Annotated in this window: 18 protein-coding genes; 9 read left to right on the top strand and 9 right to left on the bottom strand. The window is 56.9% G+C overall.

Annotated features, from left to right (window positions below; all coding sequences use genetic code 11):
- The first annotated feature begins 60 nt into the window (after positions 1 to 60).
- Together ACZA91_RS06035 and ACZA91_RS06030 are read left to right on the top strand one after the other, a co-directional pair.
- Positions 61 to 708: a Uma2 family endonuclease gene (locus ACZA91_RS06035; RefSeq protein WP_463185266.1), complete on the top strand. Its 648-nt coding sequence runs from the start codon at positions 61 to 63 to the stop codon at positions 706 to 708.
- 302 nt (positions 709 to 1,010) lie between these two features.
- The gene (locus ACZA91_RS06030; RefSeq protein WP_099535395.1) at positions 1,011 to 1,205 is read left to right on the top strand and encodes a hypothetical protein; all 195 of its coding nucleotides are present in this window, start codon (positions 1,011 to 1,013) and stop codon (positions 1,203 to 1,205) included.
- A gap of 245 nt (positions 1,206 to 1,450) precedes the next feature.
- Here ACZA91_RS06030 and trpA read toward each other — a convergent pair whose 3' ends face one another.
- The 5 genes from trpA to ACZA91_RS06005 all read right to left on the bottom strand — a co-directional run bounded on the left by trpA (position 1,451) and on the right by ACZA91_RS06005 (position 8,209).
- Positions 1,451 to 2,251 carry a tryptophan synthase subunit alpha gene (gene trpA, locus ACZA91_RS06025; RefSeq protein ID WP_463185264.1) on the bottom strand — a complete coding sequence of 267 codons (801 nt, stop codon included), beginning with the start codon at positions 2,249 to 2,251 and terminating at the stop codon, positions 1,451 to 1,453.
- A gap of 155 nt (positions 2,252 to 2,406) precedes the next feature.
- Positions 2,407 to 2,745 carry a DUF3007 family protein gene (locus ACZA91_RS06020; protein ID WP_190529361.1) on the bottom strand — a complete coding sequence of 113 codons (339 nt, stop codon included), beginning with the start codon at positions 2,743 to 2,745 and terminating at the stop codon, positions 2,407 to 2,409.
- A 122-nt stretch (positions 2,746 to 2,867) separates the two neighbouring features.
- Positions 2,868 to 3,092, bottom strand: coding sequence for an NAD(P)H-quinone oxidoreductase subunit L (gene ndhL, locus ACZA91_RS06015; protein ID WP_190354306.1), 225 nt, complete (start codon positions 3,090 to 3,092; stop codon positions 2,868 to 2,870).
- A 914-nt stretch (positions 3,093 to 4,006) separates the two neighbouring features.
- A complete protein-coding gene (locus tag ACZA91_RS06010; RefSeq protein ID WP_190529371.1) occupies positions 4,007 to 4,789 on the bottom strand; it encodes an ABC transporter permease in 783 nt (260 codons plus the stop codon).
- 105 nt (positions 4,790 to 4,894) lie between these two features.
- Positions 4,895 to 8,209, bottom strand: a complete 3,315-nt coding sequence (locus ACZA91_RS06005) for a phosphorylase b kinase regulatory subunit alpha/beta (protein ID WP_099535385.1) — start codon at positions 8,207 to 8,209, stop codon at positions 4,895 to 4,897.
- A gap of 1,116 nt (positions 8,210 to 9,325) precedes the next feature.
- Here ACZA91_RS06005 and ACZA91_RS06000 point away from each other — a divergent pair.
- The 6 genes from ACZA91_RS06000 to ACZA91_RS05975 all read left to right on the top strand — a co-directional run bounded on the left by ACZA91_RS06000 (position 9,326) and on the right by ACZA91_RS05975 (position 18,576).
- Positions 9,326 to 13,867: a response regulator gene (locus ACZA91_RS06000; RefSeq protein ID WP_463185256.1), complete on the top strand. Its 4,542-nt coding sequence runs from the start codon at positions 9,326 to 9,328 to the stop codon at positions 13,865 to 13,867.
- A 290-nt stretch (positions 13,868 to 14,157) separates the two neighbouring features.
- A complete protein-coding gene (locus tag ACZA91_RS05995) occupies positions 14,158 to 14,946 on the top strand; it encodes an RNA polymerase sigma factor SigF (RefSeq protein ID WP_099535378.1) in 789 nt (262 codons plus the stop codon).
- Positions 14,947 to 15,147: 201 nt separating this feature from the next.
- Positions 15,148 to 15,993 (top strand): hypothetical protein, encoded by an 846-nt coding sequence (locus ACZA91_RS05990; RefSeq protein WP_099535376.1) that lies wholly within the window; start codon positions 15,148 to 15,150, stop codon positions 15,991 to 15,993.
- 396 nt (positions 15,994 to 16,389) lie between these two features.
- Entirely contained in the window at positions 16,390 to 16,923 is a 534-nt protein-coding gene (locus ACZA91_RS05985) for a hypothetical protein (protein ID WP_099535374.1), read from the top strand.
- A gap of 460 nt (positions 16,924 to 17,383) precedes the next feature.
- A complete protein-coding gene (locus ACZA91_RS05980) occupies positions 17,384 to 17,599 on the top strand; it encodes a photosystem I reaction center subunit IV (RefSeq protein ID WP_190354314.1) in 216 nt (71 codons plus the stop codon).
- Between the two features lie 110 nt (positions 17,600 to 17,709).
- Positions 17,710 to 18,576 carry a DNA-formamidopyrimidine glycosylase gene (locus tag ACZA91_RS05975; protein ID WP_099535371.1) on the top strand — a complete coding sequence of 289 codons (867 nt, stop codon included), beginning with the start codon at positions 17,710 to 17,712 and terminating at the stop codon, positions 18,574 to 18,576.
- A 28-nt stretch (positions 18,577 to 18,604) separates the two neighbouring features.
- Here ACZA91_RS05975 and ACZA91_RS05970 read toward each other — a convergent pair whose 3' ends face one another.
- Entirely contained in the window at positions 18,605 to 21,514 is a 2,910-nt protein-coding gene (locus ACZA91_RS05970; protein WP_463185249.1) for a CapA family protein, read from the bottom strand.
- 64 nt (positions 21,515 to 21,578) lie between these two features.
- Between ACZA91_RS05970 and ACZA91_RS05965 the strand changes: the two genes are divergently transcribed.
- Entirely contained in the window at positions 21,579 to 21,704 is a 126-nt protein-coding gene (locus ACZA91_RS05965) for a hypothetical protein (RefSeq protein WP_255407566.1), read from the top strand.
- A gap of 412 nt (positions 21,705 to 22,116) precedes the next feature.
- Here the strand turns inward: ACZA91_RS05965 and ACZA91_RS05960 are convergent, their stop codons facing one another.
- The 3 genes from ACZA91_RS05960 to lepB form a co-directional block, all read right to left on the bottom strand.
- Positions 22,117 to 23,361 (bottom strand): phosphopantothenoylcysteine decarboxylase domain-containing protein, encoded by a 1,245-nt coding sequence (locus ACZA91_RS05960; protein ID WP_463185247.1) that lies wholly within the window; start codon positions 23,359 to 23,361, stop codon positions 22,117 to 22,119.
- Between the two features lie 217 nt (positions 23,362 to 23,578).
- A protein-coding gene (locus tag ACZA91_RS05955; protein WP_463183673.1) for an IS5 family transposase occupies positions 23,579 to 24,402 on the bottom strand; the annotation gives its coding sequence in 2 pieces (ribosomal slippage) (positions 23,579 to 24,024 and positions 24,024 to 24,402; 825 coding nt in all).
- A gap of 257 nt (positions 24,403 to 24,659) precedes the next feature.
- Positions 24,660 to 25,256: a signal peptidase I gene (gene lepB, locus ACZA91_RS05950; RefSeq protein WP_190530910.1), complete on the bottom strand. Its 597-nt coding sequence runs from the start codon at positions 25,254 to 25,256 to the stop codon at positions 24,660 to 24,662.
- Positions 25,257 to 25,594: the final 338 nt, after the last annotated feature.

Genomic DNA, 25,594 nt, shown 5'->3' with positions numbered 1-25,594 from the left:
CCACTGCTTGGCCCCATTGGCGATAATAGAACTAATCAACCGTTTCAGGAGTTGTGAGCAATGATTGCGATCGCCCCGCTGGCTCCCACCCAACTCATCGGCGAAAAACGTGTCGTCCTCCGTGGACTAACTTGGCTAGCCTATCAACAAATTTTGGATGCATTACCCCAGAGCCGGACTGCTCGTTTAATTTTTAACTGTGGAGTTTTGGAGATCACGATGCCTCTAGAGGAACATGAAAATGCTAGTGAGCTACTGGGGCTTTTCATTCGCGTTTTAGTTGGAGAAATGGGTTTGAAGTTGAAGTCCCTACGATCCACAACATTGGATCGTGAGGATCTAGACCGAGGCGCAGAACCGGACAATGCTTATTACATTCAGAATCAAGCACGGGTTGCAGGACGAAGTGTGAACTTGCAGCAAGATCCTCCGCCGGATCTGGTGGTTGAAGTGGATATCACCCACACGGATATTGATAAAAATCGGCTCTATGCCGCGATGGGTGTTCCAGAATTGTGGCGATATAACGGCCGTGATTGGCGCATTTTTATTTTGGAAAATGGGGATTATCAAGAATCGGAATTCAGCCCCATTTTTCCTTGGGTGCAAAAAGCGTATTTATATCAATTTTTGGCAGAGGCTCAGCAAGATGAAATTGCTGCTGAACAAGCATTGCGCCAGTTGGTGCGTGATCACTTAGCCCAGTAAGCAATTTGGGCTGGGATTCCTTGGACAATTCTGAAAACTTCATTCCTGAGGAATCAGGATCCGTGAGTCGCCGCCCCTGAGAAAAAGCGGTACGATCGAACCGGGGGCTTCTGGCGAAGTTAACCGGATTGGGTTCCCGATTCGCAGAACAATACCCTAGAGATTTGCGTCCACATCCCTAGCTCGCTTCGATGATGAAGCTGGATTGCACTGGGATCATTCCATCGACGACGGGGCTGCATCTCTGAAGTCAGCAACTGGGCTGGCAATTCCCCCAACGTCAATTTTGGGAGGTCAGAATCATGACTCAGCGAACTTTTCCTGACCGATTTCATTCTTGGGACGATGCGATCGACCTGAGGAAAATTGTGGTTGATAAGCGATCGCGGAAACGCTCGAATGCTGCTAAATCCCGCCGCCGCAATCGGCGATCGGAAAATGGACTATTGAGCAGCCAATTGCGCCACAGTTGGGAATCCATGGCCGACTGGGTGTAGGGTCAATTCAATGCAATTGCTCAAGAATTGTTCACAACAATTGCTCAAAATTGTCACTGACCAGTTCCATCGGTCAATTTTGTGGGGGTGTACGGCCGTACGCCCCCACTTGGACTGCTTGAGTTGGACTGTTTCTGTTGAGGGAATGGAACTTGCCTCAACAGAATTGACCCAGTTGATTGATCTTTAGTTTGTTGATCCAGTCCGTTGTTGATCTAGCTCGTTGATCTTTAGTTCGTTGATCTTTACTGATCAAGGGCGGCTCGCAAATCCCGGCAGAATGCTTCAACGGCGGCTAGACCCGCTTCCGGCGTGCCGTCGGCCAATCGCTTCACAAAGGCACTGCCCACGATCGCCGCATCAGCCCCCCAAGTACGCACCTGCACCGCTTGCTCCGGCGAGGAAATGCCAAAGCCCACCCCGATCGGCTTATCGGTAACCTGGCGCATGGCGGCCAAAATTTCGGACACGCGCCCGTGCATTTCGCTGCGCATCCCCGTTACCCCGGTCACACTGACCAGATAAATAAACCCTTGGGACTGCTGGGCAATGGCTTCAATCCGATCCCTGGAACTCGTCGGAGCCACCAACAAAGTGACTTCCAAGCCCGCTGCTGCCGCTGGCTTCAGCAGGCCGTCTGCTTCTTCGAGGGGCAAGTCTGGCACGACCAGGCCCGCCGCCCCGGCCGCTTTCACATCTTGAATGAATTGCTCAATTCCTCGATTCAGAATTGGGTTGTAGTAGGTGAACAGGACGATCGGGGCGGACAGTTCCGGCGACACCCGCTGCACCAGTGCCAACACATCATCAAGGCGAGTACCGTTTGCCAAGGCCCGAGTGGCGGCCGCTTGGATGGTGGGGCCGTCTGCTAGGGGGTCGGAGTAGGGCACGCCCAGTTCAATCAGGTCGGCTCCTGCCCGATCGAGTCGCCGCAGGGCCTCCTCCGTTGTTGCCAAATTCGGATCCCCGGCGGTGATGAAAGGGATCAGGGCACAGCGTTCTGCTTGGCGCAGGGTGGCAAAACGTTCAGAAACAGAGACGGTCATGGTGGCAGGCGATCGATCAACTCGGTGGTCAGGACATCAAAAACGGCCAGCAACTTCGCCCACAGGCTGGATTCAGGGTGAACCCTTGTTGGGGGCTGAGGATGCTGGCTTTGAATTGGGGGAACGGGCGGCGCGTTGGTGGCGAAGAATGCGGATTAGGGTGACGGATGGGTCGGGTTCGATCGATCCGTTTCCGCCGCTTCCGCTTCCAAGCGAGCTTCCAAGGCGGCCAACTCCTCTGGTGACAATGCTTCCAACTGCTTCTGCAAAACCGCGTCTTTGTAGTCTTGCAACTGCTGGGAGTAGGTCATCTTTTGGGTCAGGGCCCGCACCAGATAGGTCAGCAACCAGCCCATCAATCCTACTACCAACGCGGCCTGAGTCCAGATGCCCGCATTGGTGGCATCCATGCCCACCAGTTGCAGGAGACCATAGACCAGCCCCCCACCCAAAAAGACACCTAACCCAATCAGAATCGCGTCAATTCGCCGCATGTTTGCTCGATCGCCCCTGTCAATTGCTCACGATTGCTCACCATCATCCAACCCATCACCTTGGCTCGATCGCCCAAACGGGACAATCGAGGCATCCTAGGCATTAAATAAATGGCCAGACATTAAATGGCCCGACGTTGGGGACGCAGATTCAAAAACGGCGACAACAACAGCAGCCCGGGGAAGAACAAAAACACCGCAAAGTAGGCCAAGAGCCGCTCGATCGAGCTGGCCACATACCACCGTTTTTGGAGATAAACGTAGAGACCCAGCGGCAACACCACCAGGTAAGCCCCCGCCAGCGCCACATACAGAATCAGCGCGATCGGCAAATCCGTCAAAGCCATAAACCAGACCCTCGCCTGAACGTCATCCTGACAGCCCGCACGGACAACCGCAGCCCCTTGCAACCCATTAGCAGCCAGCGTCGGCCCCTAATTTCCGGTTGCGATCCTCAGCGCTGCGCCTTTGTCCGTAACCAGACCACAACCAGACCACATTTTATCGTTCCCCTTCCCCTTCCAAGGGCGATCGGCCCCTCAAAAAATACAATTGCAACCATTAGTCGATCGCCAGATGCCTAGCGATCGGTCAATGGCCCTAACCAATCACCATCAGGAGCGAGGGCAAGGGGTTTAGAAGATGTCGTCATTGCTTGCCTCTCTTCCCCCTTTGCGAGGTATGATGGGACGGCTCAACGTTACCCGTTAACTTGAGTTGTCCTTAGGGGCGAGTCAGCTTAATTGATTCGGTCTAATCGATCGGTCTAATTAATCAATTGGCTCCACTAAGGGGGCATGGCGGAATGGTAGACGCTACGGACTTAAGACAATTGAGCCTCGGTTGAGAAATCGATCGAGTGGCAGCTCTCAAACTCAGGGAAACCTAAGGCACGGAACCAATTCTGGGACGTTGTTCGCAGATCACCCCGATCGCTACGGCAATCCTGAGCCAAGCCGAAGGTACAAAAAGCTTACGGGCTTTTTCTTCGGAAGGTGCAGAGACTCGACGGGAGCTACCCTAACGTAACCAGCCGAGGGTAAAGGGAGAGTCCAATCTTCAACGCCAAACGGTCGATCGAGCAGTTCTGCTGACTCACGAGCCGAATTGTGCAGGGGCGAAAGCCACAGGAAGATGAAAATCCGTTGACCCTAAACGGTCGTGAGGGTTCGAGCCCCTCTGCCCCCATCCTTAAACCCATTTATCATCCAAAGCTCCGGCCAGTGCTTCTGGTCGGAGCTGCGCGTGATCTACCGGCAATCTAACTAGAGGCGCTGGTGTAGAACCGGAGGGCAAACCGCCAAAATTGATTGGACAAATACAACAGCCCGATCGCCAGCAACCCTGAAACTCCTACTAAAAACCAAGCATCGCGGCCCAAGGCAATTTCCGCCGGCACAGTAGTCATAAACAACACCGGCACAATGAAGGTAAAGAAGAAGCGAAATGCCGCCGGATAGGCCGTGAGGGGATAGCGCCCAGCTTCCAATAGTCCCCGCAATACTTCCGTGATGTTATAGATTTTGGTAAACCAAATGCTGGTGGCTCCTAACACAAACCAGAGACTATATAAAATTAGCAATCCAAAGCTGAGGGGCAACATTGCCCAGCCATATTGCCACCAGGGAAGTTGTAGATTGATCCCCGCATAGAAAATCAACCCCAAACCAAGGGCAATGTCAGGAAAGCCCCAAAGGGAAACGGCGCGGGTGGATAGCCAAAATTGGCTGCTGATGGGTTTCAGCAACACAAAATCCAGGGTTCCTAGCTCTACCTGGCGCACGATGCTGTTGAGGTTGGGAGCTAAAAAGGTGTTGGAAAAGCCTTGTAAAAACAGAAAAAGACCTAACACCAAAAGTGCTTCATGCCAGTTCCAGTTTTGGAAGGTGTAGCCCGTTCGATAAAACAAAAAAAGCCCAAAGCCGCTGGCAATTCCCCCGCCAATGGAGGAAATGCTGGCTAAGAGAAAGTTGCCGCGATATTCCATTTCGGCCGCGATCGCGGTGGTGACAAACAACCGCAGAAGTTTCCAGTGATGGAGCAGCATGGGTGCGAGGGTGATAAGGGCCAATTGCGGCCAGGGCGATCGGGTTGGGCGATCGCCCTCAGGATGGGCGGTTGAAGCGGACGGGCGGGAATGGCTAACCCATTACCCCACCGGCTCCAGGGACTCATCAATCGCCTGTTCAGCGCGATCGCGGGCCGACTGTTCCGCCATTTCGATCAGGAACTGGAAGGCCTTCACCATAAAGGTGGCGCAATTGTAGGGCGACGTTTCATAGAACTGTTGCCAGGCCTGACCCTTACGCTCGTTGTAAATGGGTTCATCCTGGGGATGGCGATCGAGCCAGGCCAACCGCACCGCGTGGCCCACCAACACATCCAACACCAGGTAATCATCAATTTGCAGCTCGGGGTTGCGATCGGTCAGGGCTGCCAACTCCGCCAACGCTTCCATACAAACCTGTCGATAAAGCGGCGCACCAATCTTGTTCAGCAGGTGTTCCACTTGCAGGGCGAAGTTCTTTTCGCCGGGGGTCATTTCCGCCAACACCAAGGCACTGTCGAGCCGGTTGCGACGTTCCAGCTTGTCCCCAATCACCAGGCCCTTGCAGTGGCCCAACAGGTTCCAAACCTGGGGATAGAAATCCTTAGGCACGCGGTTCAATGCGCCGTCCAATTCCCGCTGGCGGGCCCAACTCCCGGCGGGGGGCAAACCCTCTTCCCGCTGCGGCACAATTGTCCATTCGATTGCCCGGCCCGTGGCCCGCAGGTGCAACGATTCCTGCTGTTGCAAGGCCAAGGTTGCGCCCTGATAGCCTTCCAGCACGTGGCGCAAGCGCAATTGCACCTCGTAGGGACTGAGTTCCATCAGTTGCTCGTAGGCCTCATCGGGCGTGACGAGCATTTCGCGACCCAATTCACTCACCAACAGCAGTAGGAAATAGCTGGTGCGGAGGGTCAAAAAGCCTTTGAACAGGGCTGGATTGGACTTAATGAGCACGCCCAAGGCCACCAAAATTTCCTGGCTCAAAACCCGATCGCGGATGTCTTCTCCACAAAATTCATCAATCTTGGCCATGATCTCATCGTGGGGCATGGGGCGATCGATCAAGGATCCCTCGCTGTAGGCGCGGCCCACGGCGATGAACTTTTGCCGCACCAGCAAATCCGTCACCGCATCCGAAAGGTTAATATCCGCCTTGTTCAGCAGGCCCGCCGCCCGCCGCACAATTGCCCAATAGGGCCGACGGCGAGCAATCCCGTCAGATTCCACGACGCTGTAGCCCTGAAGGGCCCGGTTATAGATTTCCTCCACCAGCAGATTGAGCGGCACGGCGCGATCGTCCCCGGCAAAGCCCGTCTCAAAATCCGGGCCCACCAGTCGCCACAGGTCTTGAATTAGCTCAATTTGCTCATACAGGTTCACCGTGGCCCGCAACCGGGTGAGCAAGCTCTTGGGATTGGTTTCCGACTCCAGTTGAAATTCCTGGCGGCTGCTGAGGGGTTTGGTATCCGCCGCCGAAAAAGCCAGGTATTGGGACAGGGGCAAGGGTGCGCCATTGGCCACGGATTGCTCGAATTCGTAGCCGTGGAGAAAGTCAATCCGCTCGCTCCCGGCTGTGAGCACAAAGGATTGCAGCCGTCCCAGGCGAATCGGCACATTGTTGCATTTGCCAGCTTTGAAGTCCGCAATCAGGGAAAGCAGGGGCGATCGGGTGTCGAGGTCGGCCTCTGTGGATCCCAACATTTCCCGAGTCAGCAACAGGGTCATGGTCGGCCGCCCCAACTGTCGCCACTGGCGGGCAATGTAAGCTAGTTCGCTGCGAATTTGGGAGGTCAAAAACTCCGGATCTGCGCCCGAATAGAACTGCTCCTGATCTAGGAAGGAGGGCAGAAAGACCATGGTTTTGCCGCAAATTGAAAAAATCCGCGACGTGGTGAGGGTGCGCAGCCGCCGCAGGGGCCGCCCCGTGAGGCCGAGGGCTTCGTTGCGGCCGATTTGGGCATAGGCCGCCGAAAGATCCCGCGCGGGCCGCACCTCGATCGGGGCCACCTGATCCGGCGTTTGGGTTTCAATCCCGTAGATTGCCAGTTGATGTTGCAAGGCCGCATCTTCCGATAGCAACACCATTTGCACCAACGGTTCCCGCACGGCTCCCGGGCGCGATCGCCGGCCAAGGGGATCCAAATCCGCCACATCGATCAGCTCTTCCAACACCAACTGACCCAGCAGCCACAGGGATTGGGCCCAAACCAGGGGTACGTTGTCGTTGGGCAAGCGGGTTTGGGAACCGGGGTTGGCCTGTTCGGCGGCGATCGCCTCCTCCGGCACGTAATAGACCTCCGGCAACAGGGCGAATCCCTCCCGTTCCACGGCCACCCCTTGCAATCGGTGGTGGTAGTCCAAGGCCCTGTCCCGATCGCCCCGAAACAGGGCATCCAGCAACAAATAAGTCCAAAACAGCGGCCACTCACACTCAATATGCTCAAAGCGCTTGAGTTCGTAGGGTTCGTAATGCAGGCGGCTGGTGTCTTCAAGGACGGTTTGGTGACCATCCCGCAGGAACCGCTTGCAGCCGTAGTGCCCCTCCAGCTTTTCGACAATTTGCCGCCGCGTGCGATCGACCAAGTTCGCATCATCTACCGCAAACGCCGGGAAACCAATGATGCTCAACAGGGCCCCATCCACCTCCTTAGAGGCCGACTCGCGCGGCAACAGGGATTCCAGCGTGGCCCGCGATCGGGCAATTTCATCCTCCAGCACATGCAGCACGGATGATTGCGATCCCCTTGCCCCAAACAGATCAAAGCCATTCAGCGCTTCCAATGCCGCCTTTGCCATCCCGATCGAGCTGGCGTTTAGCTCCGGGTTGCCGTGATTAATCTTGTTGCCCCGTTCCCAAATGCCGTAATCGGCCGTGCGGTAGGCGCGTCCAATGTAATAGACCAGATTTTGGACAAAATTCACCTCGTCGGTGGTGTAAATCACCTCCAAACCCGAGGCCGTCATTTGCGCCAAGATCAACAAAAACACTGAGGTGGCATCAATCTGTAGATGGCCCCAGCCGTCATCGGCCACCACCGTGTTGCCCGTGCTCGTGTCGTACTTGGCATGGAGCGCATCCAATGGATCTTGGGTGTGCTTAAAGCGCTCCACCTTGTGGGCTTGCCGCATCATCGATGACAACAGCCCCCGCATCAGCTTCACCACGCTCTGCTGAATTTCGTAGCCGCGTCCCGCTTCGAGTCCCGCCTTGCGATAGGCCAGCGCCAGCCCCCAGGCTGCCAAGATGCTGTAAACGTTATCGCGTACCCAAGCATCGGTGTAGTCCCCATGGATATTAACGGCGGTGCTGGCAGGCATCAGGCCGCTGATGGGGTGTTGGCGGTTCAAAATGACCTGGGAAATCAGCCGATCGAAATACTCCAGGCGATCGCGACGGGACTGAGAGGCGGTCATAGGCTACAGCAGGGACTTAATGACACTATAGACGGTTTATTTTCCTGGATCGCGGCAACGCTGCAGCCGTTGATGAACCCTTGAGGGAGACCCAGGGGCCACAAGCTGTGCCGGGGCGATCGGGAACATCCGCCAAAGGAGTGGGGGCAATTGTGATCGGAATCTCCCTGGCTAGCCAGGCGATCGCCGTAAAATTGGCTCAAGGGGATTGCAACGGTTGTCAATTTCTTGTCAGCCCTTGGTCAGCAATATTGCAGCCACCAACGGTCAGCCGCTCCTAGCCCTGCCTCCAAATAACCCCTCAAAACGGGCCCAAGCTTCCCTATCCAGCGCGCTAAATTTCGACTAGATGAATGGGCCTTGCTTGTTCACGAAGTTCGAGGAGGGGAATTGAGATCTAACTCGAAATTCTACGGAGTCTTGCTCTGGGAACCGTTAGAATCGATTTCTAGATCTCAATGATGGGTCTCACCCCCCATAGCGGTTGATCGGGGGAGTCCGCACCGGGGACAACGGGGAGCCTATTCAACTTCAATGGGATGGGGGCTGGTCGAAAGTGATGCAACAAAACCGTTTGGGAGGCAAATCGGTTCGGAGAATTCGGCAAAATCGGGGTCGAATAGAGCGATCATTGCTGTTGGGGGCCGCAGAGTCCACAATCCCGCAAGAGTCTACGGCTGGGTTAAACCTTGGGGTTGCTTGTCTGATGTTGGGGGTAAAGGCGCAAGTTGATGCAAGGCTGCAACAATCTACGCGGCTCTCTATGCGGCTCTCTATGCGGCTCTGTGCGAATCGATTGAGGCATTATCCCGACCATTGCCTCGCTGCTGTGGCAATTGAGGAGTAGCAACGCAAACACCTGCCTGAGTAATTCTTGTTGGACGAGTGAATGGTTAGTAATTGCTCGCGACTAGGGCAATTTGAAGCTAGGGGTTTCACCCCTCCTATGCTTGAGTTAGAACCCTACGGGATCACACTAGGGTTAAGTTGGGCGTGGGAGTGCGCTCCGAACCATTGTCGCGAATTGATTGGTCGCCAATTAAGTCTCCAATTGATCGATCGCGAATTTATTCAGGTGCATTTGCCGTTGCTGTTGCAAATCGTTGTGCAGTCGCCATGGCAGCTTCCAAGTCAGGTTCGACCGAAACCACCGGCCGAGACCCAGGGGTCTCCAGCCGATCGGGGGCAGTGGATCGATCAACCCTGTGGTCAACCATGGGTCAGGTCAGGTCAGCGATGTTGGCCCGAATCCATTGGCCAAGGGCTGATGTGGCGGAACTATCAGGGGGCCAGGAGGGTGATCGCGTGAACTTACGCCGAAAAACCTTGGCGATTGTGGGGATGGCGGCGGTGGTGTCGATCGTGACGCTCTGCATTGCGCTGTCGGTGTTGGTCTCTGGGGACTTTCGGGCCCTGGAGGTGCAATATGCGCGCCAAGATGCTCAACGGGCCATGGATGCCCTCTCGGCGGATTTCGACAGTCTGGCGGTGGCGGCTCAGGAATATGCGGAGTGGGACGATACCTATGAATTCATTGAAACGCGCAACCCTGCTTATATCCAGTCCAATCTGATCGATCGCACGTTTACGGCTTTGCGGCTGAATGCGATCGCGATTGTGAATCGCCAGAAGCAAGTGCTTTACAGCCAAGGATTTGATGCGAAGCGGGGACGGTTGCAACCGGCCGATCGCTCCCTGTTGGACTATTTGGCTGGGCCGGGCCAAACGACGCTTTTACAACAGGATCAGCCCGATCGCGTAATTTCAGGGTTGGTGTCCCTGCCGGAAGGGGTGTTGATGGTGGCGGCCCGCCCGATCGTCACCAGTCAAGGAGCCGGCCCCATTCGTGGCGCGCTGGTGGTGGGCCGCTGGTTGGATCAGGCGGAAATCGATCGCCTGGCGGAGGGGGTGGAATTACAGCTTTCCCTGCGGCCGGCGGTCAGCCTAGAACAATTTCAGACCGCGGACTCTGGAACCCTCGGCCAGCCCATGACCCTGGAGGTGAGTCGGCCCGGTTTGGCCCGCAGCCCAATCTCCATCACGGCCCTGGAATCCTTGGATCTGTTGCGGGCGGAAATTCTGCTGCGGAACTTGGAAGGGGAACCGGCCCTGATTTTGGGGGTGACGCTGCCTCGGGAAATTGATCACCGTAGCCAACAGGCTATCCGCTACTTGGGAGCCGCCACGGTGTTTTGTGGGGTGCTCTTTGGGGGCGTGGCCCTGCTGTCGATCGAGAAATTGGTGCTTGCCCGCTTGACCCGCCTCAGCACTGCGGTGGCCACCATTGGCCAGAGCGGCAACCTGGCCACTCGCTTAGAAATGCCTGGCAGCGACGAGCTGGGTCTCCTGGCCAACAATATCGATGAAATGCTGGAGGCGCTCGATCGATTCCAACGGGAGCGATCGAGTGTCGAAGAGCGCTACCGGATCATGGCGGAGAACTCCACCGACTTGATCTCCCGGCAAACGGCCGACAATGTTTATATCTATGCCTCCCCCGCCTGCATGGCCCTGTTGGGCTATCACCCGGAAGAAATGGTGGGGCAACAACGTTGGGACTTTATCCATCCGGCCGATCGCGCTCGCCTCATTGAAGAAGACCAGCACGCCCGCGATCGCAAAGCCACCTACACCACCCAATATCGAATTCGCCGCCACGATGGGTTCTACATCTGGTTTGAAACCACCAGCCGCGCCATCTACGACTCCCACAACGGCGAATTTCAGGGCACGTTGTCCGTTTCGCGGGACATCACCCCCCGCAAACAGGTGGAGCAAGATCTGCGTGACAGCGAAAGTTCCATCCGTCGCCTCTACCAAATTGCCGCCGCCCGCCAACTGACCTTTGATGATCGATTGCAACGGTTGCTGCAAATGGGTTGCGAGCAATTTGGCTTGGAATTGGGGCTGCTGGTGGAAATTGACGATCGATTTGCCACCCTCCCGGATCCAGACCCTGCGGACTACAACGGCGGCATGGCCGCCGTGGGCGATTTGCAATGTCGCGTAGTGGGCATCTTTCACACGGGCGATCGCGCCCAAATGCCCAGCACCTGGGACTGGCAAGCGGGCGATCGGTTCCCCCTGCGCAACACCATCTTTCAAATTGCCGTTGCCCGCGAAGAGCCGCTGTATTTCGAGTCCAAATCCCTGGCCCAGCTCGGCCCCACCGCCGTCGATGCGGCCCTGGAAATCGAAGCCTACCTCGGCACACCCATCACCGTCGGCCGTCGGGGCTACGGCACCCTCTGTTTTTGGAGCAATCAAACCCGTAACCAGCCCTTCAAAGCCGTTGATATTGGTCTGTTGGAGCTGATGGGGCAATGGATCGGTGGCGAACTGGAACGCAAACAAGCCGCCGACGACCTGGCCCGGGCCCGCGACCAAGCCCTAGAGGCCACCCGAGCCAAGAGCGAATTTTTGGCCACCATGAGCCACGAAATCCGCACTCCCATGAACGCCGTCATTGGGATGACCGGATTGCTGTTGGATACGGAACTGACCAGTCAGCAGCGGGACTTTGTGGAAACCGTTCGCAGTAGCGGCGATGCCCTGTTGGCCATCATCAACGACATCCTGGACTTTTCCAAAATCGAATCCGGCAAGTTGGATTTGGAGTCGCAACCCTTCGATCTGCGCAGTTGTATTGAAGAGTCCCTGGATTTGTTAGCCGCCAAAGCCAGCGACAAGGGCTTGGACTTGGCCTACTGGATGGGATCAGCCGTTCCCAACCTAATCGTGGGGGACATCACGCGCCTGCGCCAAATTTTTGTGAACTTGGTGGGCAATGCGGTCAAGTTCACGGCCCGGGGGGAAGTGGTGATTCAGGTGGAAGCCAAGCCCCACACCACCAGCGACGAATCGAATGCCTTGCTGCAAAGCGATAGCACCCTGCCGCCAACCCGTTCCCACGACTACAACGCACCGCTGTACGACATTCACTTTGCGGTGCGAGATACGGGCATCGGTATTCCAAGCGATCGCATGAACCGCCTGTTCAAATCCTTCAGCCAAGTGGACTCTTCCACTACTCGCCAATACGGCGGCACAGGGTTGGGGTTAGCCATCAGCAAGCGGCTCTCGGAAATGATGGGTGGGCGCATGTGGGTGGAAAGCGAACTGGGCAAAGGTTCCGTTTTTCACTTCACGATCGTGGCGGCGGCGGCTCCCTATGCATCCCTGGTGGATTTTTACGAAGTCCAGCCCTATCTGCAAGGGAAGCGGGTGTTAATTGTGGACGACAACGCCACCCATCGGGATATTTTGGTGCGACAGGTGGAGGCCTGGGGCACGGTGACCCAAAGCACCGCTTCACCCCAGGAGGCGATCGCCTGGATGATGCAAGGACAATCCTTTGATTTGGCGCTGCTGGATTTGCAAATGCCGCAGATGGACGGCTTGCAGTTGGCCCAACGGTTGCAGGATTTGGCGCTGCCCAAAACAACGCCATTACGGATGATTGCCATGGCTCCGATGGGCTACCAGGAGCGCAGTGCCTCGCCGGTTTTTGCGGCAGTGGTGAACAAACCCATCAAGCAATCTCAGCTTTACAACGCGATCGTGACGGTGTTGGGTGGGCGCACGGCGGAAACGGTGGCCGCTCGATCGGTCATGGCCGATGTGGATTCCCATATGGCCGAGTTCCACCCACTGCGAATTTTGCTGGCGGAAGACCATGCGGTGAACCAAAAGGTGGCGTTGCAGATTTTGCAGCGCATGGGATATCGGGCTGATGTGGCGGGCAATGGGATTGAGGTGCTAGAGGCCCTGCGTCGTCAACCCTATGACGTGGTGTTGATGGATATGCAGATGCCGGAGATGGACGGGCTGGAAGCCACGGAGCGGATCCGACAGGAATGGGTGACGGAGCAAGGGCCCTACATCATTGCCATGACCGCTAACGCGATGCAGGGCGATCGGGAGGCTTGTATTCGAGCAGGGATGGATGATTACATCAGCAAGCCGATCCGAATTCAGAAGCTGGCGGAGGCTTTGGGGCGCTGTCCTTCTCGGGGGTTTGTCCAAGGGGGAACCGGCGAAACTGCGCCGGAACCGCCAACCTTGTCCGATGCGGTGTTGCCTGCGGTGGCGGAGAACGGTGCGGGAGCCGTGGCGATCGCCCTGCCGCAGTTGGTGACGGCCCTGGTGAGTGGTGACTCGGAACCGGTTGCCCCTGAGGCGCTAACCCATACCAGCCATGGGGAGCGAAATGGGGTTGGGTCGGAGGTTGACCTGGCGGTTAACCGAATAGCCCCGGAGCCGGCCGGGTTGCCCTTGCCTCCGGGGTGGGCGGCCAATCAGGAACCCATTTTGGATGAGCAAATCCTGAGCAGTCTGCGGGAAGTGGAGGTGCTGGATGAGGCGATCGAACTCTATTTGCGCGATTCCCCCATGCTGCTGGAAAAGGTGCGATCGGCCCTGAGCAATGGCAACACAGCCCACCTAAAGGATGCGGCCCACTCCCTCAAGTCCACCAGCGGAACCATGGGGGCCCTGTTGGTGTATCAAACCAGCCAGCAAATTGAAACCGCTGCAAAGCAAGGAGACCTTGCCCTCGCCCAGCGATGGTTACCCGCCGTGGAGCAAGAACACCAACGGGCTGTGGCCCGGCTCCAAAGTTTGGGTTTAGCGTTCCAGTCTTTGGAAGCGGAGGCTTGAGCAGCGCAGAAGTCAAGCCATTGCCATTGCATCGTGGCCTTGGACTGCTTGTCGGGATCGCTTGGATGGCTGGCATCACTCGCACTGCTGAATGGCCCCTTGGTTGAGCGGGTTGGTTCAGATCTGCCTCTGAATTAAGGCCGAGGGGCGTTGATCCCAGGCAGAGTACCTAGAAAACCACAATGCGGTTTTGCTGTGCTATGAATCACAGCGATCGGGTAGTAATGGCCATACACTAAGAAACAGGGTGTCAGACCCCCTAAAGTCAACGCACTACCCTGCTAGTAACCATGGCTGCTCGTCCTGCTTGTATTGCGCCCAACGACCTGCGCGCCCGCAGTTTGGAGTTGCTGAACGCCTATCGGGCCTGTCCTTCAACGGAACTGCGCAATCGCTTGGTTGAGCTGAACTTTGGCCTGGTGAAGAAAGAAGCGGCCCACTGGGTTGCCCAATGCCAGGAAAGCTACGAAGATCTGCTCCAAATTGGCAGCATTGGCCTAATTCGGGCGATCGAGCGGTTTGATGCTAGCAAGGGCAACGCCTTTAGCTCCTTCGCCCTTCCCTACATTCGGGGCGAAATTCAGCACTACCTCCGCGATCGCAGTAGTTCAATTCGGATTCCTCGCCGCTGGTTGGAACTCCAGCAACAATCCGCCACCATCACCCGCAACTTACGGGAATCTCTGGGTCGCCAGCCCAATGATTGGGAAATTGCGGAAGCTCTCGGTATTGAACTCAGCGAGTGGCAGCATGTGGAGCTGGCTCGTCAAAATCGATCGCCCCTTAGCCTGGATGCGCCGGTACGCAGCGACGAAGAAGAACCGTCATCCTTGGGGGACACGCTCCCCGATCGTAAATATCGCAGCTTCCAACTGGCCGAAGAAGACCGCCTGCGTTTGAACCAAGCCTTGGTCAAGCTAGAAGAGCGCACTCGCCAGATTCTGGAATTTGTTTTCCTCCATGACTTGACCCAAAAAGAAGTGGCCGATCGAATGGGAATCAGTGCTGTGACCGTTTCCCGCCGGGTGCGCAAGGGTCTCGAGTCATTGAAGGACATGATGGAACCTGTTGACGACTAAACGTTGACCATTCAGCAACTGCCAGAGGCCAGTTCTCAACCTGATTGAGACTGCTCTCGATGCAGCATTGCCAAACCCGAGGCCAATCGGAGATCAGGACTCAGAAAACGAGACGATCGCCTAGCCATTGGTTACAATGCTGGGCAGCTCAGTCCCTTGGACTCAACCATCCCGCGGACTCAACCATCGGAGAATTCACCTATGCCCAGCCTGGTACGGTTTGGGGCAGCCGTAGCCCTGCTGGTGGCAGCCACCAGTTGTGGTGGCCCCACAGACACTGCAACCACTGACGAGGCCAGCCCAACTGCGTCCCCCGCCAGCGGTACGGATGCGCCCACTGCCACCGTGCCCAAGGCTGACTTTAAATCACCCATGGTTGCCGGTCGCCCCAAGACGGCCGTACCCACCATCCAGCGGTTTATTCAGCCCACCAACATTGACGCAAGGGCCAAGCAAACCCAAACCGAAATTCAGCAAAATAGCAAGAACAGTCGGCGCGATCCCTTTGCGATTCCGCTGCAAGTGCAGCCCCTGGCCAAGTTGCCGGATGGCAGCCCTGTGGGCCCCAGCGTGACCCAATCTCCCCGACCGATTGCCATTCCCTCCCCCACTTGGCAAGAGCCGGAAACCGATGTGGAAGGCCGCGATTTCCGAGGCTATCCACCGCCAACGCTGGTTGATCCGCCCAAGCCGCGGCCGGCGGTGCGTCGTCCCACGCCTGCCCGCTCTCCGGTGGCTGCGCGGCCGCAAGTGCCGCCTGTGACGGTTCCCAGCCAGCCGCCTGCGCCTCCTTCGCCCACGGATGCCCTCAGTTTGCGGGTGACTGGTGTGGTGCAAGTGGGCGATCGATTCCAAATCATTGTGCAAATTCCCGGTGAGAACTCCGAGCGCTACGTGAATGTGGGCGATCGAATTGCCAATGGCCAGGTTTTGGTGAAGCGGGTGGAACTGAGCAAGACTCTGGATCCGGTGGTGATTTTTGAGCAATACGGCCAAGAAGTGGCGAAAAATGTGGGCGACAGTGCCCAACCGATCGCCATGCGTTAGGGATTGCTTCAGCAAGATTGCTCAAGCAATTGCCGAACCCAACTGGCTCAGCTAAATTTCCCTAACCCGATTTGCTCAGCCAGAATTGCCCAACCAGAATTGCCCAACCAGAATTATTCAGCCAAAATTGCTTAATCAAGTTTGCTGAACCAAGTTTGCTGAACCAAATTTGCTGAACCAAATTTGCCTGACGGTCTGTTATCAAATTTCTAAAACCCTGATGTTGTTGTTTGGGTGACTGGTGGCTGCTGATGGTTTTGGGTATCCGCAGTTCCCGACTCTTCATGGTTAAAGGCTGTGGAGAGAGTCCTCGGGTGCTCAAGGTTTAGAACGGTTCAGCAATGGTTGAGCCACGCATCCGAGCGAGGAAGAAGTGAACCAGAAAGGAGTGAGGACATGGCTGGTTTAACGCGAACAACGTGGATTCGGGCCGTTTTGGCCACAACTTGCATGGCGGCCACCGCTGCGGTGGTCATGGTTGGTAACTCGTTACCGAGCAACGCCCAGCAAAGTTGGCCGCCGGGCTTTTATCGGCGAATGAGCGATTCCACTATCCGTTGGGTTGCGGGTGATGGTCGCATGTGCCGTGTGATGAATCGCGATCAGTTGACGGCTTTTGGGGGCGATGGTGTGGTGCGAGTGGTGGGCGATCGCTCCACGTTCGATCGGGGCCGGACGGATACAGGGATTTGCCCTTGGCCCGATGGCATCTATCGCGAAACCAACTGGCGCAATATTTGGCAGTTTCTCTACACCGTGGGTAGCCGTCGGTATTACTGCAACATCACCACTCAGCAACACCTCCAGGCTTACAACCTGGTCGATGAGCAAACAAACCCTGTGATTTTGACGGTTCCCAATCGATCGCGCCTGGGCTTCAAGCGGGAATGGGCGGGAGATTGTGTTTGGCCCAACGTTGGCAACAACTAGACGGGTACGGATTCCGATCCAGAGTTCTCGGATCAGTTCTCAGATCAATAGCCCGATCGACCATCGCCCGATCGACCATGGCTTGATCAACGGCCAAATCAGTGCCCTGGTTGGCTGTCCTCGGTTTAGCGAGTAATAAAACTTAAAACCTCACCCCTTTAGTCGTTGGCTGGGCGATAGTAGCCTAGAGAGCAGCCACTTCACCCTAAACGGGACTCAACAGGACTGGCCTTCTGGGCTGTCCTTCCGATGTGGGTGCGATCGTCACGGGCAGTCAGTCCGAGACTCAACATCGACGCGCCGATCGGGTTCATCCAGATTTCTGGGGGCGATCAAGGCAGCGTCAACCCATGGATGAATTAAACAGTTTCGGCTGTTTAATTTAGGGCCAAAGTCCCTGAGTCTTAGACCTGGGGATAGGGTCAAAAGAGAGAAAAATAAACCAAAGGAAGATAAACCTATGGCGGTTCAACGCGGTGCTAAGGTGCGGGTTCTGCGCCCCGAGTCGTACTGGTATCGGGATGTGGGCACGGTTGCTTCGGTCGACCAAAGCGGCATCAAATACCCGGTAATTGTCCGTTTTGAGAAGGTCAATTACTCGGGCATTAACACCAACAACTTTGCGCCCGAAGAGCTGGAAGTGGTGGAAGCACCGAAAGCTGCTCCGAAAAAATAGGCGAATCACCGCTGCGATCGCCCGTTGGGGATGGTGGCAGCGTTGCGCAAACCAGGGCGCTGGCCTTGGTCTGATTCGTGGGTTGGTTCTTTGCAAGGCTGGGGGATGTTGTGCCAGAGCTGCCAGAGGTAGAAACCGTCCGGCGGGGGTTGGCCACAGCAACTCCCGGCTGGCTGATTGTGGGGGGTGAAGTGCTGCTCGATCGAGCGGTGGCGGCTCCGGAACCCGAGGCGTTTTTAGCGGGCTTGCAGGGCTGTTGCCTGGTGAGCTGGAAACGACGGGGCAAGTATTTGCTGGGCGAGTTGCAGCGAGCGCAACGGCCGGCCGGCTGGTTGGGGGCCCATTTGCGAATGACGGGCCAGTTTTTGTGGGTGGATCCGGCGACTCCGGTACATCAGCACACGCGGATTCGGTTGCGACTGCGCTCCAACGCGATCGAGCGAGAATTGCGGTTTGTGGATCAGCGCACGTTTGGGCATTTGTGGTGGGTGTCACCCGATCGCCCGATCGAGCAAGTGATCACCGGTTTGGCGAAGTTGGGACCAGAACCCTTTGACCCGGCTTTTTCGATCGATTACTTTGCGGAGCGACTGCGAAAACGCCACAAAACCATCAAAGCCACCCTCCTAGATCAAGACCTAGTGGCCGGTTTGGGCAATATCTACGCCGACGAATCCCTTTTTTTGGCAGGCATTTGGCCAGAAACAAGGGCCGCAGACCTGAGCATGGAACAGGTTGGCAAGCTCCATCAGCAAATTCGGCAAGTGCTGGAAGCCAGCTTGGCGGCGGGCGGCACAACCTTTAGCGATTTTGTGAACCTGGAAGGGGTAAACGGTAACTACGGCGGGGAAGCTTGGGTGTATAACCGCAAGGGGCAACCCTGCCGCGTTTGTGGCACGGCGATCGAGCGGTTGCGGATTGCGGGTCGATCGAGCCATGTTTGCCCTCAATGTCAGCCCCGATCGCCCCAAGCCTGAACCTGGCACTATGGGGGCTAATCAATGGCTATGGCTCCAGGATGGCCTGGGCCCGATCGGCTGCTGACTTCACCAACGCGGGCAAGCTGAGGCTGCTGTAGTTGGTGGGCATCGAAGATGGTGCGGCCGTGAACCCGCTGTCCTGGGTGGCTCCCGATTGGGTAGGGGCCGTAAAGGGCAGTTGAGGGCTGGTGGTCGATCGCCCGGTGGCTGGCTCTGAGCTGGTTGCCTCTGGGCCAATTTCAAAGGAAATCGATCGGCGCGGGCCGCTGCCCATGGGGCTAGGTGTTGCTGATGGGTTTCCTGCCGGAGCCGTGATGGCCGCCACGGAACGGTTGCTAGGCCCCAACGCTTCATCCGTGGGGGCTTCTGCATTGCGCACCAGTTCGCTCAGTTCCACGGCGGTCATCAATTGCGCCAGTCGATCGCGTGCCGATTGACCAGTGGCTTGGATTCGCTGGCCGATCGCGCTGCCGTCAGAAGAACTGATGGGGTTAGCCCCCGCTTGAGAGGGGCGCTGAGGAGCGATCGGGGCACTGGCCACGGCGGGCGAGCTGCTGGGCATCGGAACCGCTGCGGGGCTGGGCAAGGGGGCGACCACGATCGGCGATTGCCCGTTGGTGGTTGCGGCCGATCGGGTGAAGCTCGGCAGTTGGGGTTGGGGGCGATCTCCGGTGGCTGTCAGTGGAGCCGTTGGGGCGATCGCCATTGGGAGGGCACTGGAACTAGGATTACCAGAACCGGGATTACCAGAATCGGAATTGCTTGAAACGAAATCACCCGAGCCGGAATCGGGAGTCAGATTGGGAGCCGATCGAGCCGTCAACACCATGGATTGGGTCAGGGGTTGGTCAAACCGGCGGGAAATGTAGGTTAGCTCCTGCAAAATCTCCTTCGCCCGATCGCCCTTAGCCACCCGGGGTTGGTAGTTTTGCACCCGCACCGGCACAAAGTCCACCTTCATTTGGCGATCGCGCAGGGCCACCTTCAGCACCGCCGTATCGTAGGTGCTGCGCGAGTGGCCACCAAAAATGAAGTTACCCAGGGAATAGACGATCGCCCGATCCTTGTAAACCTCAGCGCCTTGCAGCACATGGGGATGGTGACCCACCACCAAATCCGCCCCCGCATCAATGGCTCGCCGGGCGATCGACCGTTGGTAGGGAGCGGGATAGCGTGCCAATTCTTCGCCCCAGTGGAAATTCACCACCACCCAATCCACCTGACCGCGCACGGCTTGGATATCTGCCGCCAAGGCCTCGTTTTCGCGTGGGTTAGTGCCCGCGCTGGTTTCCGTGGCCGCGTGCCAATGGGCGTTGTAATAGCCAAAGTAGGCAATCCGTTGACCCTTCACGTCCAAGATTTTGGGGCGACGGGCTTCGGTGATGTTTTCCCCGGCCCCGATCGCGTGGATGTCGCTTTGATCCAAGGCTGCCAAGGTGTCCAACAAACCCGGCCGGCTATAGTCCATCGTGTGGTTGTTGGCCAGCGTCACCAGGTCAATGCCCCCCGCTTCCAGGGCGGCCACCGATTCCGGTTCCGCGCGGAAATTGAAACGCTTGCCCGATCGCTTGCGGTCAGCATCCGTAATTGGGTTTTCCAAATTCACCATGGCCACATCGACCGATCGGGACTCGGGAAACTGGGCCAACGCCGCCGACCAATCTCCCCCTAACCGCCGCTTGACCCGATCGCTCAGGGTCACATCTCCCCCAAACATCAAGGTCACCGCCGGATCGGTGGGATTGGCGGGTGGGTGATTCACCACCGGCAACAGTTCCAAAGCTCCCTGCACCACGGGCGGCCGCACCTGCCGCACCCGATTGGCCACGGGGGCGATCGCCGGGCGCAGGGGCAAGACCTGCTCCGTGGGATTCCCGCTGCGAGGGCTGGCCAAGGGTTGTTGGGGGCGCGATCGGGTGGCATCGGGCGATGAACTAGCCAGCCACAGGGCCAACACAAAGGGCACGATCGTCGCCCCGCCCAACAGCACCGATCGCCAGATGGGTTCCAGGGCCGGATCCGTGGCCCATTGGGTTAATCCCGCTAGCCCTAACTCCCGCCGGCCCGCCGGAGCCGCAATCCGAATCGTTTGTTGCCAAAGGGGATCCACCTGCCCTGACACCGTGGCCCGAATCCGCACGCCGCTGACTTGGCCTTGTTCTGAGGCGTTGAATTGCCACAGTCGTCGGCAAATGGTTTGCACGATGTAGGGTTGGCTCAGGGATTCTGAGGTACTGTCTGAAGCGCTGTCTGAGGTGCTGTCTGAAGGGCTGCCTGAAGTGTTTGAGGTCGCCAGACTTTCCCCATCGCTGGAGATGACTTCGGCGGCCGTTGCTGCCATCGCGGCCTCTGGCGGTAACTGCACTTCCACCACCAAGCAGCGACCATTGAGCCGATCGACCGTTAGCCCAGCCCCCAAGCTTTGCCCCACCGGCTGCAGCCATTGGGAAATAGTGCCCAGATCCATACCAACGGGCGATCTCCAGCGATCGCGCGTGGCCGTCGCCAGTGCTGACCAACCATCTCGCGCCACCAGCCAGCTATGGGCCAAGCGTTGCATCACCTGCTGCTCGGGCGATCGGGGCAACACCTGCTGATAATAGGCCGTGGAACTGAGGCCCGGCCGCTGCTCCAACTGCACCGACTGCTGCCACAGCAATTCCGGCTGACCCACGCGCCGGGCCATGATCCGCACCCCTTCCACCGCCGCCAAATTCAAGCCATGGAGTCGGTGGCAGATGAACCGCACCAACCGATCGCGCTCCGGTTCTTGCTGGCACTCCACCCACACATCAATTTGGCCGGTCATTTGTGCCGAAACCTTGGTGCGGATGCCATGGGGAGCCAGGTAGCGATCGAACCAACTCGCCAACGTGCCCGCATCCCACGTCAACCCGATGCTTCCCGAACCACTAACCCCAGCCGCATAAACCATTGTGTTCTAACTCCTCAACATCACGCGATCGGGCCCTGGGCGATCGGGGAATCGATCGACCGGGGTGAGCGCTGGCGATGAACCCACTCAGTTGCTTGCACTGTTTGAATTGCTTGGATTGCCGGAACTGCTGAAATTTTGGGAGTTGCGGGAACTGTTTGCCCAGCACCGCTATCCAGCCGCGATTTAAAACTTGCCCACACCAAGCTCCTATGGGCAAGCTTGTTTGAGCAGTCTTCCAACAGTATTTCAGCAGGATCGCAATCTCAATCTCAATCGGTTTTAAACGATATATGCGCAGGTTGCATGTTTTTGGGGCCGTCCCCTTGGGCGATTGCGAGCGCCTATAGCATCGCACCGATCGCTCCAAATCGGCTAACCAGCGCCCCGGCCCCACTTTGCGATCAGACAACAACGGTTGATTTTCCATGCCCCAATCATCGTAACAAGGGGCTTAAGCCCCTTGTCCCCCACGATCTGCCAACGACGGAATCAGGGTTTCAGGCGATTTGATGACAAGCCCTAAGCCCCTTGTCCTCCATGATCCGCTAACGGTGGAATCAGGATTTCAGGCAACTTGACAACATACCCCCAGCCAAAACCTAGAACAGGCTTTCCAGCCAATCGGCAATGCCCATCGCAATTCCCGGCTTGTCTAACATCCGCAGGGGCGATCGATCCCGGGTGACCAAATAGGCCACCTGTTCTCCCCGGGGCCCCGTCTCATTTCCCCGATTGGCCACCACTGCCAAGTGACCCCGCTGGAGTCGATCGTGGGCAATTTGCATCAGGGCTTCGTGAGTCACCCCCTCTTGATACTTGAAGCTGATCAAACCCAACTGGGGAGCCAACTCGCTCACCAGGTCAATCACCTTCTCTGTGGGTTGCAGTTGAATCGTCTTCCACTGGCCGCCGCTGGGAATTTTGCCCGGGTGAATCTGCACGGGTTGATAGTCCGCCACGGCCGCCGAAAAAATCCCAAACCGATAATCCCGCTCCTGCAACAGCGACAACACCTGATCGCGATAGTCGTGATAGGTCGGTGTAATGGTGTGGGGGATCCAGTCCGGTGGCGCGGTGCTGCCCGCCCCATGCACCAGATGCACTTGGGATCCCCGGAGATAGAGTTCTTTGGCGATTTCAATTCCCAGTTGCCCCGTGAAGCAGTTGGTAATTCGACGAATGGCATCCAAGGGAACCGGCGTTGGCCCACCGGTCACCATCACCGGCACACCGTGTAGGGGCGATCGACTCAGCACCCGACAGACCTGCACCACAAGGGTTTGCGGATCGGGCAAATTGTTCTTGCCATAGGCGCGGCGGGGTTGAATCATCCGTACCCCAATCGATCGCAGGGCCTGCAACGAATCCGTCAGGAGGGAGTTGTGCATCGTGCCATGCATCGTCGGAGCCACCAACACCTCCGTGCGGCCCGCCTCCATGCGCCCAATGGCCGAAGCCAGGGTCGCCGTCACCACGCCATCGGCAATCCCCAGCCGCATTTTATTAATCGTGTCGTAGGTGGCGGGGGCCACTAAGTAAGCCGCGAAGGGGTGCGCATCGCTGAGGTGTTCGGCCGCGGCCGTGAGTTTGGTGACAACGGGGTTCGTGGTGCTCCATTCCAGGGCCTCCAAGGTGACGTAGCGGCGGGCCTCCTTCGACACAAAGGCCACCACATCCGCTCCTTGGCGACGCAGGGCCCGGGCCACATCGGGCGATCGATAGGCGGCAATGCTGCCACAAACGAGGAGGGCAATGCGCCGGCCGGCCAGATGCATCCCATCCAACAGCACCTCGCGATCCCCCATTTCGGAGGGCGGCGGAGGCGACAAATCCCAATCATCCATAGGGGGATTGATAGGTCTAAACGAGGGGTCAAAATCCCAGGAAAATGAGTCGGCAACGGTCATGGAGCGATCGGGGTCAGGAAGCTACCTGGATGGCTGGAAGGGTTGCCAACGGATGATGAAAAGTCTATTGAAAAATGGCTATGGCGTGAAAAAAGTCTTCAGAAATCGAGTCAATAGAATTCAAACGGCTGAGAGCTGATTTATAAAGACAATATTAATCAGCCATCCCCGCTAATCGTTTCACCATCAAATGCATTAAGCAGCCGTAGATCATCCCTTCGCTCGTCTCCGAATACAACTCATAGTCCTTGCTCAATCGCCGAAATCGGTTCAGCCAGCCAAACGTCCGCTCGACAATCCATCGCTTGGGCAACCTCTCAAACCCTCTACCGATTCGGCTGATCACCTCCACGCGCACACTCTCACCACACACACGCTTCACAGCATCCGCAAACTTTTTCCCGGAATACCCCTGATCGACCCAAACAACTTCTAGCCGAGATAGCTTCTCCTTCACTTCCTCTAACACCACAATCGCTCCCAGTCGCTCAGAAGCATTCGCTTCAGTCACCAACACCCCCATTAGGAACCCTTGCGAGTCAACGATAATGTGGCGTTTACGTCCCTTAACCTTTTTGCCACCATCGAAGCCGTAGACCACCCCCTTTTTTCCGTCGTTTTCACCGACTGAGAGTCACCGATACTGACACTAGATTGCTCTGAACGACCTAATTTGCTCCGCAGTTGCTCTCGCATCTGGTCATGCATTTGCTGCCAAATTCCTTTCCGTTGCCATTTCTGGAAGTAATGGTAGACCGTGCTGTAAGGGGGTAAATCGTGAGGCAGCATTTCCCACTGGCAGCCAGTGCGCTGGACGTAAAAGATGCCATTGAGGATTTCTCGGAAATCAACTTCTATCGGATGTCCAAAGCCTTTAGGAGCGGGCAGCAGCGGCTGGAGGAGCACCCACTCATCATCGCTCAAATCACTGGGATAGGCTTTGCGGGTAGGATTGGCAATGACCGGGAGACGACTCATGAGCTGGGTGATACTTCGGGTAGGTCTAGCCTAAAACCGAATTTAGAGCTGCCAAGTCGGCTTTAGCTTCTCTTTATGAATTAGCTCTGAAATAGTCGAATTAATAATTAAAAACGATTCAAAATGATTAAAAACGATTGAAACAGTTGAATTTAAGTTACATCTGAGCGAGATCAACTTCAATCCAAGAAAACTTACACGGAGTCATCTTGGATTTAAGCGGTGGGTTGGGTCGCGCTTCCGGCCAGTGGCTGGGGCTAGCGGCTGGTGAGACCGAACCGATCGAGCGGCCAAAACCGCCACCAGGCCCGCCCGATCGCGTTCTCGATCGGCAAAAAGCCCCACACATGGGAATCATTGCTATTGTTGCGGTTATCACCCATGACAAACAACATTTGTGCAGGAACGGTGACGGGCGCTAACTCGTAGGTGGGTGGTTCCAGGGTGTAAGGCTCCGTGAGGGGTTGGTCATCCAAATAAACCTGGCCGTTTTTGACGGCGATGGTTTGGCCCGGAAACCCAATAACCCGCTTAATAAACGCTTGATCGCGGGGGTAACCCAGGGCTTGCAGTTGGGGCGGCGGCGCAAAAACCACAATGTCGCCCCGTTGCAGGGGCCGGAACCAGTGGGAAATTTTTTCCACCACCAACCGATCGCCCACGGCCAAGGTGGGATACATCGACTCAGAAGGAATGACGCGCGGTTCTGCCACAAAGGTGCGAATCAACAGGGCCAGCACTAGGGCAATGCCGATAATTTGCACGCTTTCCCGCCACCGCTGCCAACCGGATGGGCGATCGGGGAGGGGGCTGGACTTGGGGCGATCGACTGAATCCTGACTCAGTGGGGCCATGAACAACGTTCTCCAAAAGTTCTGTTGATTAACCCCCAACAGCATGGGTGGGAACAATGGGGCTGTGTGCCTTGTGGGGTTCCGGACGGTGTTGCCTGAATGGTGTTGCCTGAACGGTGTTGCCTCGAAGATTAAGTGCCCGAGACAGTTACCTAAAGATGGTTGCCGGAGGCGATTCGGGACGATTCAGGAAACCGCAAACGGGACACTGAACGCATGGTACAGGAGCAACTACCACCCGGTGCACACCAATTGGCGAAATCAGGCTCCAAAATCGAGATACTGAACGATCTTCCCGCTACTTTTTGGATTGAGCAATTGACTATGACCGATGCTGT

This window comes from Limnothrix sp. CMB-01 (assembly GCF_055193175.1).
This window is presented reverse-complemented; position numbering and strand designations above follow the sequence as displayed.